Origin of the sequence: Brevundimonas vesicularis, assembly GCF_027886425.1 — a bacterium.
Classification (GTDB): domain Bacteria; phylum Pseudomonadota; class Alphaproteobacteria; order Caulobacterales; family Caulobacteraceae; genus Brevundimonas; species Brevundimonas vesicularis_C.
This window is the reverse complement of the sequence record NZ_CP115671.1, coordinates 519,355-534,906: the sequence shown is the minus strand read 5'-3', so window position 1 is coordinate 534,906 and position 15,552 is coordinate 519,355. Positions and strand designations below refer to the sequence as shown.

The window sequence follows — 15,552 nt, the reverse complement described above, 5'->3', positions numbered from 1 at the left end:
GAACACTAACGGGATGGATCGCTTGTGATGGGGCGCGCGCCTGCGCTCCATCACAGATGCGAGACCTCACCATGGCCGACAAGACCCTGGACACCCTGTTCCACGACACGCTCAAAGACATCTATTACGCTGAGCGCAAAATCCTGAAATCCCTGCCCAAGATGGCCCGTGCGGCTCAGTCGCCAGAGCTGAAGGCCGCCTTCGAGAAGCATAAGGGTCAGACCGAAGGCCAGATTGAACGCCTGCAACAGGTCTTCGAGCTGATCGGCAAGCCCGCGCGTGGCAAGACCTGCGACGCCATTGAGGGCATCCTCGCCGAAGGCGACGAGATCATGGAAGAATACAAGGACACCCCGGCTTTGGACGCCGGCCTGCTGGCCGCCGCCCAGGCGGTCGAACACTATGAGATCACCCGCTACGGCACACTGAAACGCTGGGCGCTGGTGTTGGGTTTGAAGGACGCCGCCGCCCTTCTGGACGAGACGCTTCAGGAGGAAGCCCAGACGGACGAAGACCTGACCGGCATCGCCGACGCGGCTGTCAATGCGGACGCCATGAAGACGGCCGCCTGATACAGGGATGGGAGGCGGCTGACGACCGCTTCCTGCCTTTCCGCTCATTCCGCGCTATGTCCGACGCCGGACACTTCACGCATAAAGCTTAGCGTTCATAGTCTCTTAGTCGGATTTGGGCGACGATGCGTCATCGAACCCCGAGATCCGACGATGACGAACCACACGCCAGGCCAAGATCGCTCAGTGCTGCAGCATCTGATTGCCAACGGTCATATGCGGTATCTGATCATCGCCAGTTGGGCGGTCGCTTTGTTGACCGTCACCGATTGGGCGACCGCAGTGTTGTGGTTTGCAGCCGCGACCGCGTCAGGTCTGCTTCGGACGTTCGCCGAACGTGTGCTGGTATTGCGGGATCAGGGGCTTCACAGCCGGATCAAGCTGATGGCCGCCACCATTTCCTGCATCGCCTGGTCAGCGGCGCCGCTGCTCGCATTCATCTACGGCGGCGCCTATGGCGTGCCGCTGGGCGTCGCCCTTCTCATGGCCGGCTATGTGCTGGTCTTCACCCAGATGCGCGCCGCGCCCCGTGAGGCCCTGATCGTGTCGGCGCCCTATTCGGTGGTTGTGGTGCTGCTGTTCGCGAAACTGTGGGGCACGCCGGGCTTTTGGGTGGTGCTCAGCATGATCCCGGTTCTGGCGCTGGCCTTGTTGATCAAGGTGGCCATCACCCAGATGAAGGACAGCGATCTGGAAGCCGTCAACCGCCGCCAGGCCGAACTGATCGCCGAGTTGGAAACCGCCCGTGACACGGCCAACGCCGCCAGCGCCGCCAAATCCAACTTCCTGGGCGTCATCTCGCATGAGCTTCGCACGCCGATGAACGGGGTTCTGGGGGCCGCGCAACTGTTGCAGATGTCCGAGCTCAGCGACCGCCAGAAAGAATTCGTGGGGGTCATCCGCGACTCCGGCGAAGGGCTTATGGTGCTGCTGAACGACATCCTCGACATCACCAAGATCGAGTCCGGCAAGATGGAACTGGACTTCGTCGATGTCGAAGCCGAGACCCTCGCCGCCCGGCTGACGGGCCCATTCAAGGCCCAGGCCGAAGCGCGCGGCCTGACCTTCACGACCGACATCCGGGGCCCGCTGCCGCCGCTTCTCAGAATGGACCCGCTGCGCCTGGCGCAGGTGACGCATAATCTGCTGGCCAACGCCATCAAGTTCACGCCTCAGGGCGAGGTTCGCCTGATTATCGACAGCGAGCCGGCAGGCGACGGCCGCACGACCTTGCGACTTGGTGTGGTCGATTCCGGCATTGGTATCGCCGCCGACGATCTGACGCGCCTGTTCCAGCCCTTCTCTCAGGTGGACGGGTCGTCCACCCGCAAGTTCGGCGGCACCGGCCTTGGCCTCAGCATCTGCCAGCGTCTAGCCGCCCTGATGGACGGCGAGATCACGGTGACGTCGACCCACGGCAAGGGATCGACCTTCACCCTGCACGCGACCTTCGACACGCCTCAGATCGAGGCTGTTCGCGTCGCCGCCTAATCAGTCGCGCAGCAGTTCGTTGACGCCGGTCTTGGCCCGTGTCTGTGCGTCCACACGCTTGACGATCACGGCGCAGTACAGCGACGGCCCGCCATTGGGATCCGGCAGCGATCCCGGCACGACCACCGAATAGGCCGGCACCTCGCCCCGGAACACTTCGCCGGTCGCCCGGTCCACAATCTTGGTCGAGCCCGACAGATAGACGCCCATTGCCAGGACCGCGCCCTCGCGCACGATCACGCCCTCGGCGACCTCGGCGCGAGCGCCGATGAAGCAGCCGTCCTCGATGATGGTCGGATTGGCCTGCAGCGGCTCCAGCACGCCGCCGATGCCCGCGCCGCCCGACAGGTGCACATTCTTGCCGATCTGGGCGCAGGAGCCGACCGTGGCCCAGGCATCGACCATCGAGCCCTCGTCGACGAAGGCGCCGATGTTCACGAACGACGGCATCAGCACCACGTTCTTGGCGATATGCGCGCCGTGACGGACGATTGCGCCGGGCACCGAGCGGAAGCCGGCCGACTGATAATCCGACGCGGTCCAGTCGCCGAACTTGTTGGGCACCTTGTCCCAGAAGGGACCAACGGCGACGGGATGATCCACCGACAGCGGCATGACGGATGGCGCGCCCGCCCGCATGATCTGGTTGTCGTTCAGACGGAAGGACAGCAGCACCGCTCTCTTCAGCCACTGATGCGTGGTCCAGACGCCATCCGCGCCGCGCGAGGCGACGCGCGCCTGCCCGGAATCCAGCAGGGCCAGGGCGGTTTCAACGGCGTCGCGAACCTCGCCATGCGTGGCGGCGGACACCTCGGCGCGCTGTTCCCAGGCGGCCTCGACGACGGATTCGAGATGCGACAGATCGGTCATGCGGCGTCCTTGAAGCTCAGATCGGAAAGGAAGTCGACAAGGTCCGGGGCCACATGGTCGATATGCGGCCCGATCGGCTTGCCATGGCCGTCGCCGATCAGGACCGTGGCCATGCCCAGCGCCTTGGCCGGCTCAAGGTTTTTGGGCGTGTCCTCGAAGAAGGCGGATCGGTGCGGATCGATGCCGAACTGCTCCAGCATCCGGCGGAAGGTCGCGGGATTGGGCTTGGGCGTCAGATCCCCATCCTCGATGGCGAAGACGCCTTCGAAACAGTCGGCGACGCCGATCCGCTCCAAAACACGATGGGCGTATTCACGCGCGCCGTTGGTGAAGACATAGCAACGACCGGGCAGAGCCTTCAGCCGCTCGGCCAGACGCGGATTGGGCTCGACCCCGTCCAGCGGCACGTCGTGCACCTCGCGCAAAAACCGCTCGGTATCGACCGCGTAGTTGGCCATCAGTCCGGCCAGGGTCGTGCCGTGCTCGTCCAGAAACTGGCGCTGCATCGCGGCTGCGGCCTCGGGCTCCAGCCCGACCGCTTCGACCACGAAGGCGTTGATGCGCGCCTGGACCAGCCGCATCAGACCCTGCTCGCGCGGATACAGGGTGTCGTCCATGTCGAACACCCAGGCGCGCATATGCCCAAGGGATGTGGAATGGGGGTCGATCAAGACGCCTTCACCAGGGTGCCGGCGCCGAACTCTGTGAACAACTCGACCAGCATGGCGTGCGGCCGACGCCCATCCAGAATGACCACCGCCTCGACGCCCGCGCGAACGGCGGCCATGGCGGTCTCCAGCTTGGGGATCATGCCGCCGGTGGCCACGCCGGTGTCGATCAGGTTTTGCGCCTCGTCCAGCGTCATCTGACGGATGATGTCGCCATCTGCGCCCTTGACCCCCGGCACGTCGGTCAGCAACAGCATCCGCTTGGCGTTCAGCGAACCCGCGACGGCGCCCGCCACCGTGTCGGCGTTGACGTTGTAGGTTTGCCCGTCTTCGGCCACGCCGATCGGCGCGATGACCGGCACCCAGTCTTCGGTCTCGGACGCGATCAGGCCCGCGATCAGTTTGGGATCCACCTTCGTCGGCTCGCCGACATAGCCCAGGTCGACCTCGTGCTCGATCATGCTGTCGGGATCGCGCTTCGTCCGGCGCGTTTTCTCGACGGTCAGCAAACCGGCGTCCTTGCCCGACAGACCGACGCCACGCACGTCCGCCTCCTTGCCGGCCATGGTGATCCAGTGCGCGATCTCTTTGTTGACCGCGCCCGACAGCACCATTTCGGCGACTTCCATCGTCGCCGGATCGGTGACCCGCAGCCCGTCGACGAAGCTGGACTTCACCCCCGCCTTGTCCAGCATAGCGCTGATCTGCGGCCCGCCGCCATGCACCACCACCGGGTTCACGCCCATTAGCTTCAGCAGCACCACATCGGCCGCAAACTGCCGTGCCACGGCGCTCTCGCCCATGGCGTGACCGCCGTATTTGATGACCACAGTCTCGCGGTCATAGACCTGGATATACGGCAAGGCCTCGGCGAGCGTCTTCGCCGTCTCCCAGCTGCGTTCTTCCGACTGGCGTTCTGTTTCGTTCATCACGCGCGCGAGATAGCGGGGGATGGGGGCGGTGTCACGCGGGAAGCGCACGCCCGGCATTCCGTCACACCTGCACTATGGCCACACAGTCACCGCCCATGTTAGGCCGCCACCATGAAAACTCCCAACGCTGTCATTACGTTGTCCGAAGGTCTTCGGACGCCTGTCGTCATCGGTGGCGGCGCAAGAATCGCTTTCATCGCCGGTCCTTGCCAGATGGAGAGCCGCCAGCACGCGCTGGAGACGGCCCATGCCCTGAAGGAGATCGGCGAGCGGTTGAACGTCGGCATCATCTACAAAACCAGTTTCGACAAGGCGAACCGGACCAGCGCCAGCGCCGCGCGGGGCATCGGTCTGAAAGACGCCATGCCGATCTTCGCCGAGATTCGCGAGGTGACCGGCCTGCCAACCCTGACGGACGTCCACTCCGAGGTTCAGTGTGGTGCGGTCGGCGAGGTCGTCGATGTACTGCAAATCCCGGCCTTCCTCAGCCGCCAGACCGACCTGCTGCTGGCCGCCGCTGCCACCGGCAAGGCGATCAACATCAAGAAGGGTCAGTTCCTGGCTCCTTGGGACATGAAGAACGTCATCGCCAAGGTCGTCGGCGCCGGCAATCCGAACGTCATGGCCTGCGAACGCGGCGCCAGCTTCGGCTACAACACTCTGGTCAGCGATATGCGGGCGCTTCCGGTGCTGCGCGAAATTGGCTGCCCCGTCGTGTTTGATGCGACCCACAGCGTTCAGCAGCCGGGCGGGCAGGGCGCATCGTCGGGTGGTCAGCGCGAGTTCGTGCCGGTGCTGGGGCGCGCTGCGGTGGCTGTGGGCGTCGATGCGGTCTTCATGGAAACCCATCAGGACCCGGATAATGCGCCGTCGGACGGTCCGAACATGGTGCCGCTAAGCCAGTTCGAAGCTCTGGCCGCCGAACTGATCGCCTTCGACGACCTCGCCATCAAGATCGGGGCCAAGGCGCCGGTAGCGCAGGCCGCCTAAATCCTCTAGGTCGAATGATATGAGCTCCATATGCATCGACGGCTTCAATCTCGCTTTAAGCCGTGGAACGGGCATCGCCACCTACGGCAGAAATCTGCTCGTCAATGCGCGCGACATCGGCCTTGAAACCCAGGTTCTCTACGGACCGGTCGCCGCGAGGTCCGCGAACAATATCCTCAATGAGACAGCGCTAATTGACGCGGAGCGCCCGCCGCAGAAGCTCTCGCGTAAAGCCAAGGCGAAGCGGCTCAAAGGGACGCTGATGACGCGATTTGGACGAACGGCGCATTCCATCCTCCCTTCCGACGAAGTTATCTGGCCAAGCCGCTCTGGCGGCAAACCCGCCGCAGATCGTTTCTGGGCCGCGCAAGATCTGTTCAGCCTGGCGAACAGATCCATGAGCGCCTACGGCAAGACCACGCCGCTGAGCTTCGAGCATTCGGATCAGGCGCCGGCCCCGAGCGTCATGCACTGGACCGCGCCGCTCCCCTTGCACGCCAAGGGCATACCGAACATCTACACCCTGCACGATCTTATTCCGCTTCGGCTGCCACATACGACGCTGGACAACAAGGACACCTTCATGGCGCTGTGCCGTGAAGTCGTTAAGCGGGCGGACCATCTCGCCGTCGTCTCCGAAACGACCCGACAGGACGTCATCCGTATCTTGGGCGTGCCCGAAGACCGCGTGACCAATACTTACCAGGCCGTCACTCTCCCGGCCGCCCTGCTGGCCAGAGGCCAAGAAGACGTCACGACCGAGCTCGAGGGCGTCTTCAGCCTCGGCTGGAAGGATTATTTCCTCCACTTCGGGGCCATCGAACCGAAGAAGAACCTCGGGCGCATCGTCGAAGCCTATCTCGCGTCCGGGTCCAAGACGCCCTTGGTTCTGATCGGGGGCAAGGCCTGGCTGGATGAAGGGGAAACCGCTCTCCTCAACCAGGTAAAGCGCGATGGCGGCCCCAGCGCCGAACGTATCCGTCAATACGAATACATGCCGTTCTCGATGCTGATCAGCCTCATCCGGGGAGCGAAGGCGACGCTGTTTCCCTCGCTGTACGAAGGCTTCGGCCTGCCGGTTCTGGAGTCGATGGCCTTATCCACAGCAGTGCTGACCTCGACGGGCGGTTCGCTTCCCGAGGTCGCGGGGGACGCGGCGGTCATCGTCGATCCCTATGATGCCCAGGCGATCACGAAGGGCATCCGAAGCCTGGATCAGGATCAAGACCTGCGCGAGGCGATGGTGCAAAAAGGCCTGATCCAGGCAGGACGATTCACGGCTGACGCCTATCAGGCGCGGCTGCAGACGCTTTATGGCAAGGTCGGCGTCACACTCTGACATCGCAAAGGGGCAGCGGAGCAGGCATGACCACGAACGTCCAGCGCGTCGTCATCTTCCGGGTTCCGGGCGCTGAATCAGCCGCCAACGCCAACCGCCTGTCGATGACTGCAGCAAAGGCGGGCTTCGATGTGGTCGTCGCACCCTACTGGCCTGACGGCTTCGACGAAAGCGAAGGGCAGCCGCCATTGCTCGCGCGCGACATAGGTTCGGCGCCGCGCTTGTCCGCGTTTGCCTTCAGGCAGCTCTACGGCTTCGATCTGGACCTTGCCGACCTCTCGGCCCACCTGTTCGCCAGCCAGCCGGCGACGCCGGACCTCGTGCTGCCGGAATCGATCTGGAACCAGCATCTTCGAGGCGTGGCTCATGCGGCTGCGCAATTCCTGAACGAGCGCCGTGCCAACATCGTGCTGATTCCCCATGGCGCTGAAGTCGTCTCACGCCTGTTGGCGGAGATGACGACCGCGACCAACCGCAAGCTCCTGTTCTGGGAGAGCGCCTTTTTCCCGGGCTTCCACTACGTGGATCCATGCGGCCCCCATTTTTTCCGGGGGGAGGCCCGGCTGGACGCCCTGCCTCTGACGTCGGTTCGCAGACCGGACATCGAGGCGTTCATCGATCACTGGCGGACGGGCCGAGTGTCGAAGTATCCGCAGATGGACAACCCGGCGCTACGCCAAGGCCTAAAACGCTGGATCTCCTCGGACCCAAGGCCCGTTCTGTTTCTCGTCGGTCAGATCGCCACGGACGCCAACGCCGTCGTCGGCCTGGGCGATCACGACAGTCTGGCCGACATTTACAGAAATGCGTTAAGCGCCGTGCCCGCGGACTGGCGCATCGTCTACAAGCCGCACCCGCTGGCGAAGGAAGATGTCCTGGCCGGTTTCGATGCGCCCGCCGATCGCTTCCTTCGCACGGACGCGGACATCCACGATGTCTTCGCGGTCAGCGCAGCGGTGATGGCCTTCTCATCCAACGTCGGTCTGGAGGCCCTGCTCGCCGGGCTGCCGGTCGCGCTTCTGGGACGTCCCGTCTATTCAGGCCGCGGCCTTACCCAGGACCTCGCCGCGCCGGGCGATGTGACGGATTGGCTAGCGTCCCGCCCCGCACCGCCCGACGCAGCCAACGTTTCGGCCTTTGTGGCGCTGATGCTGGACAACGGGCTGACGGCGGAGGGCGACGCCGACGGCTTGGCGCGATTGATCGCCGAGGCGCACTCCCGCCGACGCAGACCCCGGCTGCCCTGGTATGGATCGAACGTGCAGGCGCTGGGCAAGGCCGCTCGGGCGCTGACCGCCGCGCTTGCCCCGGACAGAACCCTTGCGCAGGCATTGGCGGCCATGACGAAGGTCCACCGCAGCACTCTGTTTCGCCATGTCGCGCCAGACGCTTTGGCGACGCATCCCTTCGGCGGGCCCATCGCCGAGACAGGACGACTGGCGCCGCGTCCGAGGCCCGACCTCGGATCGACCGACGTGTTTCACGATGACCTGAAGCTGGAGGAATGCATTGACCCCCAGACCGCTCTGACACGCGCTGTAGCGCGGGCGGGCCCCACGGCGACGCTGTGCTTGACTCTGCCGAGCGCGAACGCCTGTCCGCCGGACGCTGTTCAACGCCTGACCCGCGAAGATCTTGAGCGTCTCTGCAACCGCTGCGATCCACTGCGCACCGCGCAGATCCTAGGCCTTGAGGGCGACCGATGGACGTCAGTCGATCACGGGTCGACTTGGGTGGTGTCGATCGGGCCGCCGGGTCGGGCGCTGGCGGCGCCCCACGGCCGAGCGAGCTTCATGCCCTGGGTTCTGCCGCCGCGGGCCTTTACCTACAGAACGCCGACGGCCGTAACCGCGCAAGGAGCCCTTGTCGACATTTCCCCCGGCGCCCCCGCTGTCTTCGGCCCCCATGCGACGGTTCCGCCCGGAACCTGGCGCGCAACGTGGCGCATACGACCGGCCTCGCTCTCGGGCCGAGTGCAGGCCCTGTTCAAGCCGCCCCGCATCGCGCTGGACGTTCTGGAGCATTTGGACGATCAGCTGGTCGTAGTCGCCCGCACGACAATCGCGGCGCCGTCCCTGGTCTTCACGGCGAAGGCCGACGCTCGCTACGAATTTCGCATTTCCGGCGGCCAGCCACTCTTATTCTACGGAATTCAGATGAACGTGATCGATTAAGACCAATTCGCACTGGCGCGTTGGCACACGACAGGCTGAGCAACTACGTACCGTTTGGAGTAAACGCAGCACCGCTTGGGAGAATCTTTACATAACCACCTCTGTAAGCGAGTTCCCCATTTGCGCGAAGACGCCCGACAAACTCGAGTGCATCTTTCGGGCGATTGAATGGGCACCCGTCAAGCTGCTGCGGAGAGAAGTCCCACCACTGCGACGCTTGCACCTCGCGTCCTAGCATTTCGTCCAGTCTATGCCTTATAATCTTTCCCGGGTTGCCCACCATGATGGAAAAGGGGGGCACGTCTCGAGTGACAACTGCTCGTGCACCGATAATCGCGCCATCTCCGATGCTAACACCTGATTTTATATATGCACCAGCGCCTATCCACACATCATTGCCAATGATTGTTTCTTTCACAGGCGAATGCGATTCTACTCTCCATGCACCTGCCACACTCGCCCACCCCGGCCGCATATACTGCAACGATGTAGTGCCAAGCCAGTCTACTGGATGCTCCGGGTAACCGATTGCGACACCTTCCGCAATCGAACAATAACGCCCCACTCGCACGTATGAAAAACGTCCGCGCCCATTTATATAACTAAAGGCTCCGAATTCAAAGATATCCCTTACAGAAGTTTTTATTGAGCATGGACCTTCATATTTATTACCGACACGTACTAGCGAAGCCGGCGAAACCTCCATCTCAACGCCGCAACTGGCTGCTTCTTCAGGCGTACCGCCAAACTTAACAAGACCAGTCATAGAAGATAACCAGCCACCAACAAGTCAACATGTGAACAACTCAACGGACGTCACCCTTCCTTGATGCTCATATACAGTTCGATGTGCTTCTGCACCACCTCGCCCCACGTCGGTGCCGAGTTAGCAACCGCTGCACCGTTGCAGAGGCGATCATACAATCCATTATTATTATTTATGAAATCCATTATCCGCCTAGAGTCATCGGCCACCCTGCCAGATAGGACCAACCCATTAACACCATCCACGATCATGTCGGGGACCATACCAACCGGAGTAGCAAAGACCGGCGTTCCGGTAGCAACAGCCTCAGGTAGATTTGCCGGCCCCCCCTCGAATGTGCTCGACATCAAAAGGACATCTATAGAATGGTAGAACGAGTTGAATACTTTGTAGGGAACTTGCTCGAAACATTCAACATCGAACCCCAGTGATCGCATATAGAATGCGTCTTCAGACCTACCTTCTCCAACCAAAAGAAATTTTACGCGCTCAGGCGAAAGCACATCCAGTAAATCATATATGTAGACTTCCCCCTTAAACCTTCGGTCGTATCGTTTCGAAGCAATGCCGATCGTGACTTTCTTTCCATCTGAATAAGGAGAGATGCTCTTCTTGTAGAGCAGATCGGCGTCATAGCCATGCGGTATAACAACCGTGTTATCCAGACCGTTGGTGCTCAGCCATTTTTTTTGGAGGCTATTCAAGCATACGATAGTATGCGCAGCTCTGTAAGCGGGAAGAAATCTGTTGAACGACACAAATGGGTCGGGATCGTCAAGATCATGATGAACAGTCACCACGCTTTGGCTTGGAAGATCTCTCTCAAGCTGAGGTCGATGGTAATGATAGATATCACACCCAGCAACAAGTTTCTCGCTGATGAGAACGTGTATTCCGGGGGCGTCTATAAACCTCTGGAATATATCGCAAAATATCCTGCTCGAGTGATCCTTGCTGATAACAAAGTTGATAATCATTGGTCGCCTTGGTTATTTTCGAATGAGTTACAGATGGGTACGCGGCACTCAGCGCCAAAGCTGACAGCATCATCCCAAGTTGGGCCCAAATTCATTTCCGACTGGTGAGACTTGGCCACTTTTTGTGGCTTGTACCTCGTAAGCAATTCCCCAACCTTCTTCGCACCGCTGTCATCGTTGTTTAGCAGATGACCTTCTACAAGAACTGCCAGAAAGTTCAGGAAGCTCCCCCATTCGTCTATCGAAAGTGTGCCGCGTATAGCGTGAGACGACAACGCAACCGCAGCGTCTGCCCCATTGGCGAAGTTGGATGTGAACTTGTGACCGTCATAAAACGCCCCTCCAATTACGACCGGCTTAAACCCCTCGACGGCTGCCTCAATTGCAGATTGTGAACAGAGTGTAACCACATACTTCGATACGGATAACAATGATTGGAGATTGACTTCCTCCACCAAAAACAAGCGGCTTCCAATATCCTCAGGAAGCGAGGATTTCCACTCTTCTAATCTGTTTAATGTATAAGGCTGACGGAGACTTGATTTTTTTCGCTCCCACGGATGCGCCTTGAATACAACATGCATTGTGGGATCACCCACTAACAACCCCTCAACAAGACTCCTATACTCGTTTAACGAGACAAGAACATTTCCGCACCCGCTTATGAGCGAATAATCGTTCACAACCTGGCCAAGAACCAGTACGATATTATCACTCCTAAGATCAGCGTTGAGGGCAATTTTTTTCGGCTGAGAAACGTTCTTATTTTTCGAAGTTCTTACCTTATTTAGGGCACGAATTTTACTACGCTCTAGATGATCTTCGTCAATAAAATGCTTTTGTCTAAGTCTGAAATAGTTCTCTGAGGAAATTCGAGATGCATTGGGCAGAGGCGAGCTTCTTTCCTCCATGAAATAGTCAAACCCAGTCATAAACGACTCTATGACGAACGTTTTCGCCATAGTGTATCGCGTAAGTTCCAAAAGCGTTCTCGCATATATGCTGGCGCCAGAAAATATTATCGCTGCATCATATGTATTTATGCCATCTAGTTTTGACCAATAGTCCGCCCAAAAAGTTGCTGCAGCGCAATTCTTATGCAGCAAGTCTCGGTCATGGACCCACAAATGATCGAATATGGCCCGCCGATCTTTCTGTCCTATATAGTCATCCCATATTCTACATGTGATGGATCTTGATACTGTCTCATCTAAAGAGACATCGACAATATCTATATTCTTATACCTAAACTGCCACAGGCTTTCTTTTTGCAGAGATTTTATTAGGTGCAAGTATACCGGATTTTGTACGCAAAACTCCTCGTAATCTCCAGCGGCGTCGATGTAAGCATGCTCCCGCGAGTTCTTTTCAACGCCTACGTGTACATCCACGTTTTTGTGCGAGAGAATCTTGTATAGTGAAGGGAAATTCTTCTGATTGATGTGCTGATCATCACAGAGTAAGACTTTTGATTTTGGATAGTTTAGTACATTTTTCTTGTCTATTTCACGTACGACCTCTCGAACGGTCACGACTGCAGACGACGCCACTGGCGCAGAACTCGAGAGCGCACCAACCACCCCCTCCAACTTACCGAGACGTAATCTAGTCTTGCGAAGCTCCCGAATGCTTCGGATGTATCCTGATAGAATCTTCATTGTGCTCTCTCTGTATTCGGCCCTAACCGCTAATCGATGTAATGTTTGCACCCAGCAACTCGAACGTGCCTCCCAACGCACCTTCCGTCAGGATGATGCGCAACTCGGCCTTCTCGGCCTCGCGCCACAGGCGGTCTGCGGACACCTCGAACACACCGGGCCTGTGAGGCGTAAACTCGAACAGGCTGTAATCGGCCGTCGCGCCCCATTCCAGGCGATAGGTGTGCCGGCAGGCCCAGCGGTCGACGGCGAAGCGGGCTGTGGCTCGCCACAGGCCCGGCGTCAGCACCTCGTACGGTCCCCACACCAAAGCGCGGGCGCGACCGGCGATGTCCATGCGCTGAACCCGTTCGCGGGCGTCCGCTTCGCGCATGTCGTAGCGGAACTTGTCAGGCGGCCAATGCAGGGCGCCGCCCGTCGTCGGCGTCGTCGTCTCGACCACCGTCAGACCGCCTTCAGCCAAGTGTAGATGTCCACCGCCTCGGCCACGTCCTCGAATACGCGCGCCTGGCCGCTCTCGATCAGCAACGCGCGGTCGCAGTAGGTGGTGATCAGCTTTGTATTGTGCGAGGCGATCATGAAAGCCCGGTCGGCGCGCTTGCTGAACAGTTCCTCATTGCATTTCTTCTGGAAGCGCGCATCGCCGACAGCGACCAGTTCGTCCACCAGATAGCAGTCGAACTCGATCGCCAGCGACAGGCCGAAAGCCAGGCGCGCGCGCATGCCCGAAGAGAAATGCTTGGCCGGCTCCTTCAAGGCCGCGCCCAGTTCGGCGAAATCATCGACGCGCGCCAGGGTCTCGGCGTAGTCCTTGCCATAAAGGCGGGCCAGAAAGCGAATGTTGTCCAGGCCGCTAAGACTGCCTTGGAACCCGCCACCGAAGCCGATCGGCCATGACGAACTCATACGCCAATCGATATAGCCGCTCGTCGCTGGCAACACGCCACCCAGCATCTTAATCAGGGTCGATTTGCCTTGGCCGTTTCGACCGAGAATGGCCAGTCGCCCTCCCCGCTCCAGCGTGAAGTTCAGATCCCTGAACAGGGTCTTTCCGGCATGACGGTAGGTCTTGGAAAGGCCGGAGACCTTCAGGCCGACCGGGTCCAATGCGGCGAGAACGGTCGTCACTCCTGGCGATGCTCCCGCAGGCCCGCCCACATAAGGCGTCCCAGCAAGAAGATCATCATGCTGCTGAGGAAGACGATCAAGATGGCGCGAAGACGCTGCGGCTGGGTGGCGCGGTCGGGCAGGTTCGGTTCGACGATCCGGTCCAAATACAGCTTCTGACGCCGCGCGTCCTGCTGGGCAGTCAGCAGGGCCGCCGACGCCTCGGTCAGCGCACGGTTGGCCAGCTCGCCCTGCAGAACCAAGCCTTCGTAGGTCGAAATCTTGGGCACCAGAGAACTCTCGTCGCCGACCAGCTTCGCCCGCTCCTGAGCCACCTGCGCCTCATAGGCGGCGATACGCGACCGAATGGTCGGCAGTTGTGGGCTTTGCGGTGCCGACTGTTGGATTTGCGCGTACTCCGCCCTGAGCTGGGCCAGGGTCGAGAGCAGCCCCGAGATCAACTGGGTCGATTCAGCGGCGGCGGTCTGTGGGTCGATGAAACGTTCGCGATTGCGGAACGAAGTCATAAGTTGCTGGATCTGAGCGCGGCGGGCTGTGGCTTCCACCACAGCCCGCTGGGCCTCTGCGATGGCGTCGGCAGCCGACCTTTCATTGAGGCGGTTGACCAGGTCTTCGCCCGAACGCAGAAGCGCTAGATTCATGGCGCGAGCATCTTGGGGGGTGAAAGCCTGCACCCTCAGCATCGTGATGCCGCTGGCACCGTTGTAACCAACCGTGACAAAGCGTTTCAGCGCCTTAAAACGCGCTTCCTCCGACGGGCTGACGAATGGCCCCGGATATCGCGAAAACAAATCTGCGCCGTTACGAGAGAAAACCTTCTCTAGATCAAAGCGATCGTCCAAAGTATCGGCGGCGGCTCGAGAACTCATATATTCTTGCACAACGAAAGAATCAGATACGCCTGCGGAAAGCCCGACCCCCTGCAGCACCATCCCCAGACTGTTCGGCCGCGCATCCTCGGTTTTTCTCACAATGAAATGCGCCTCGGAAACGTAGCGCGGCGTGGCGATCAGTCCCCAATAGACGATCGCAATGAACGTCGGCAAAGCCACGAAGATCAGAAAAGGCAGGGGCAGTTTTCGGCGGAGGGCAGCCAGCCCACGCGACCGCGCGGCCCCCTGCTCAGGCAGGGCGCCGATATATCGCAGTTGTTCAGCCATGAGAGGCGATCAGCTCCAGAGGGAATTTATTCAACATCGATATAACCTTCCGCGTTTTTAATCAGTATCAACCCTATCAGAAGCAGCAGAAACGCAGTGGCCGTAGCGTAGGCCACGCTAAAGTGAGTAGGCACAAACTCGCCGAACACGCCGGCCCGGATCATTTCGATGGCGTTAGGATAGGGCACTAACAGATACCGTTCACGCACGTTCTCAGGCAGCCAATCCACCATAAAGAACACGCCGGAGAGCGGGATCATGGCGTAGCTGAGTAGCGGTACGATGCGCTCCATGACCTCGAAACGCGTCGCGAGACCCGAGAATATGAATCCCGTGCCTGTCGCCATGATCCACATCAGAAACCAGCCGAAATAGAGCAAAAGCCAATCATGAGGCACATCGACCTGGCGAAATAAAATTAACGTCAGATACACAACAATGAAGGCGGCTGTGGCCCCGGCCAGCTCGAGAATACAACGCGCCAAATAGAAGTGCAGAGGTCCCAGAACGCGATGGTAAAGAAGCCCAAGATTTGAGCCAACCGCACTGATGCTAAAGCTGATGCTGTGCCGAAGCAGCAGAAGGCACATGTAACCCGTCATCACGAAGGGCGCGACGGCGAGACCATGACCATTGTGATGACGAATGAAAATCCACATGATGATCACGCCAAAGCAAAACATCAGAGGTTCGCCGACCACCCAAAGGAAGCCGAGCCCCCGCCTGCCATAGCGGGTCGCCATTTCGCGCATCATCAGCGCGCCGAGAATTTGCGATTGCCGGACAACAAAAGAACGGCTCATGCTTGGGTGCATTTCATAAATAAC

The 15,552-nt window shown here is 59.8% G+C and carries 15 protein-coding genes; 5 read left to right on the top strand and 10 right to left on the bottom strand.

Annotated features, from left to right (window positions below; genetic code table 11):
* Nucleotides 1–71 precede the first annotated feature (71 nt).
* Both PFY01_RS02535 and PFY01_RS02530 read left to right on the top strand, forming a co-directional pair.
* Nucleotides 72–572 (top strand): ferritin-like domain-containing protein, encoded by a 501-nt coding sequence (locus tag PFY01_RS02535; protein WP_055807212.1) that lies wholly within the window; start codon nt 72–74, stop codon nt 570–572.
* A gap of 186 nt (nt 573–758) precedes the next feature.
* Nucleotides 759–2,063, top strand: coding sequence for a sensor histidine kinase (locus tag PFY01_RS02530; RefSeq protein ID WP_271042291.1), 1,305 nt, complete (start codon nt 759–761; stop codon nt 2,061–2,063).
* Here PFY01_RS02530 and dapD read toward each other — a convergent pair whose 3' ends face one another.
* From dapD to argB, 3 genes are read right to left on the bottom strand one after another with little or no spacing between them, the layout of a single operon-like run.
* Complete coding sequence (gene dapD / locus PFY01_RS02525; RefSeq protein WP_271042290.1) at nt 2,064–2,933, bottom strand: 2,3,4,5-tetrahydropyridine-2,6-dicarboxylate N-succinyltransferase; 870 nt, start codon at nt 2,931–2,933, stop codon at nt 2,064–2,066. It lies immediately after the preceding gene.
* Nucleotides 2,930–3,604 (bottom strand): pyrimidine 5'-nucleotidase, encoded by a 675-nt coding sequence (locus PFY01_RS02520; RefSeq protein ID WP_271042289.1) that lies wholly within the window; start codon nt 3,602–3,604, stop codon nt 2,930–2,932. The genes dapD and PFY01_RS02520 overlap by 4 nt, the downstream gene beginning before the upstream one ends.
* A complete protein-coding gene (argB, locus tag PFY01_RS02515; RefSeq protein WP_017506718.1) occupies nt 3,601–4,530 on the bottom strand; it encodes an acetylglutamate kinase in 930 nt (309 codons plus the stop codon). The genes PFY01_RS02520 and argB overlap by 4 nt, the downstream gene beginning before the upstream one ends.
* A 114-nt stretch (nt 4,531–4,644) precedes the next feature.
* On the opposite strand from argB, the gene kdsA reads away from it, so the two are divergent.
* The 3 genes from kdsA (at nt 4,645) to PFY01_RS02500 (ending at nt 9,036) form a co-directional block, all read left to right on the top strand.
* Nucleotides 4,645–5,523: a 3-deoxy-8-phosphooctulonate synthase gene (kdsA, locus tag PFY01_RS02510; protein WP_271042288.1), complete on the top strand. Its 879-nt coding sequence runs from the start codon at nt 4,645–4,647 to the stop codon at nt 5,521–5,523.
* A gap of 19 nt (nt 5,524–5,542) precedes the next feature.
* Nucleotides 5,543–6,862 (top strand): glycosyltransferase family 4 protein, encoded by a 1,320-nt coding sequence (locus PFY01_RS02505; RefSeq protein WP_271042287.1) that lies wholly within the window; start codon nt 5,543–5,545, stop codon nt 6,860–6,862.
* Between the two features lie 131 nt (nt 6,863–6,993).
* A complete protein-coding gene (locus PFY01_RS02500) occupies nt 6,994–9,036 on the top strand; it encodes a hypothetical protein (protein WP_271042286.1) in 2,043 nt (680 codons plus the stop codon).
* Between the two features lie 43 nt (nt 9,037–9,079).
* Here PFY01_RS02500 and PFY01_RS15605 read toward each other — a convergent pair whose 3' ends face one another.
* From PFY01_RS15605 to PFY01_RS02465, 7 genes are all read right to left on the bottom strand, one after another.
* Complete coding sequence (locus tag PFY01_RS15605; RefSeq protein ID WP_271043016.1) at nt 9,080–9,511, bottom strand: CatB-related O-acetyltransferase; 432 nt, start codon at nt 9,509–9,511, stop codon at nt 9,080–9,082.
* Between the two features lie 341 nt (nt 9,512–9,852).
* Nucleotides 9,853–10,779 carry a glycosyltransferase family 4 protein gene (locus PFY01_RS02490; protein ID WP_271042285.1) on the bottom strand — a complete coding sequence of 309 codons (927 nt, stop codon included), beginning with the start codon at nt 10,777–10,779 and terminating at the stop codon, nt 9,853–9,855.
* Nucleotides 10,776–12,437, bottom strand: a complete 1,662-nt coding sequence (locus PFY01_RS02485) for a hypothetical protein (RefSeq protein WP_271042284.1) — start codon at nt 12,435–12,437, stop codon at nt 10,776–10,778. The genes PFY01_RS02490 and PFY01_RS02485 overlap by 4 nt, the downstream gene beginning before the upstream one ends.
* 22 nt (nt 12,438–12,459) lie before the next feature.
* Nucleotides 12,460–12,900, bottom strand: a complete 441-nt coding sequence (locus tag PFY01_RS02480; protein ID WP_271042283.1) for a hypothetical protein — start codon at nt 12,898–12,900, stop codon at nt 12,460–12,462.
* A complete protein-coding gene (locus PFY01_RS02475) occupies nt 12,882–13,565 on the bottom strand; it encodes an ABC transporter ATP-binding protein (protein WP_271042282.1) in 684 nt (227 codons plus the stop codon). Before PFY01_RS02475 ends, PFY01_RS02480 begins: the two co-directional genes overlap by 19 nt.
* Nucleotides 13,562–14,725, bottom strand: coding sequence for a chain-length determining protein (locus tag PFY01_RS02470; protein WP_271042281.1), 1,164 nt, complete (start codon nt 14,723–14,725; stop codon nt 13,562–13,564). The genes PFY01_RS02475 and PFY01_RS02470 overlap by 4 nt, the downstream gene beginning before the upstream one ends.
* Nucleotides 14,726–14,751: 26 nt before the next feature.
* The gene (locus PFY01_RS02465) at nt 14,752–15,528 is read right to left on the bottom strand and encodes an ABC transporter permease (RefSeq protein ID WP_271042280.1); all 777 of its coding nucleotides are present in this window, start codon (nt 15,526–15,528) and stop codon (nt 14,752–14,754) included.
* Nucleotides 15,529–15,552 lie beyond the last annotated feature (24 nt).

Coding starts and splice junctions, on each gene's coding strand:
- PFY01_RS02535 (WP_055807212.1), top strand. CDS start 72: ATGGCCGACAAGACCCTGGACACCCTGTTCCACGACACGCTCAAAGAC.
- dapD (WP_271042290.1), bottom strand. CDS start 2,933: ATGACCGATCTGTCGCATCTCGAATCCGTCGTCGAGGCCGCCTGGGAA.
- argB (WP_017506718.1), bottom strand. CDS start 4,530: ATGAACGAAACAGAACGCCAGTCGGAAGAACGCAGCTGGGAGACGGCG.
- kdsA (WP_271042288.1), top strand. CDS start 4,645: ATGAAAACTCCCAACGCTGTCATTACGTTGTCCGAAGGTCTTCGGACG.
- PFY01_RS02505 (WP_271042287.1), top strand. CDS start 5,543: ATGAGCTCCATATGCATCGACGGCTTCAATCTCGCTTTAAGCCGTGGA.
- PFY01_RS15605 (WP_271043016.1), bottom strand. CDS start 9,511: ATGCGGCCGGGGTGGGCGAGTGTGGCAGGTGCATGGAGAGTAGAATCG.
- PFY01_RS02490 (WP_271042285.1), bottom strand. CDS start 10,779: ATGATTATCAACTTTGTTATCAGCAAGGATCACTCGAGCAGGATATTT.
- PFY01_RS02485 (WP_271042284.1), bottom strand. CDS start 12,437: ATGAAGATTCTATCAGGATACATCCGAAGCATTCGGGAGCTTCGCAAG.
- PFY01_RS02470 (WP_271042281.1), bottom strand. CDS start 14,725: ATGGCTGAACAACTGCGATATATCGGCGCCCTGCCTGAGCAGGGGGCC.
- PFY01_RS02465 (WP_271042280.1), bottom strand. CDS start 15,528: ATGAGCCGTTCTTTTGTTGTCCGGCAATCGCAAATTCTCGGCGCGCTG.